The organism is Rhizobium sp. 18055 (genome assembly GCF_902706285.1).
Classification (GTDB): domain Bacteria; phylum Pseudomonadota; class Alphaproteobacteria; order Rhizobiales; family Rhizobiaceae; genus Rhizobium.
Genome location: NZ_CACSKD010000418.1, coordinates 1 through 403 on the forward strand (window position 1 = coordinate 1; position 403 = coordinate 403).

A 403-nucleotide genomic window follows, 5' to 3' on the forward strand; every position below is an offset into this window, starting at 1 on the left:
CTCGGGCGCGATGCCGAGCTGCGCCGCGATGAGGCGTTTGCGCTGGCTCAGGGTCACGCGCAGCGCGCCGCCGTCGCCGTCGCCGGGCTCAGCATGGCGCAGCAGCCACTGGGCGCACCGGGATTCCGCATCCTGCGCGAGCCGGCTCACGGCGAGCTCGGTCTGCTGCAGGTAGCCGGCCGCCATGTCGCGCACCAGCCGCCGCACGGTGTCCGGCAGCAGCGCCACCTCTTGCTGGAAAGCCGCCAGCGGCACGCGGCGCAGCTGCACGCGCGAATCCGCCACCATGTCGACCGGGCAGGGCTGGCCGAGCAGGGCCGATGCGGCATCGAGCCAGAAGGGCCCCTCCACCGCACCGAGCTGGTGCCGCAGCTGTCCTTCCTCGCGCACGCCGAACACCACG

At 73.9% G+C, this 403-nt stretch carries 1 protein-coding gene; it reads right to left on the bottom strand.

Annotated features, from left to right (window positions below; translation table 11 throughout):
* A partial coding sequence (locus GVL52_RS32510; RefSeq protein ID WP_200848053.1) for a Crp/Fnr family transcriptional regulator occupies positions 1-403 on the bottom strand: 403 nt, incomplete at both ends.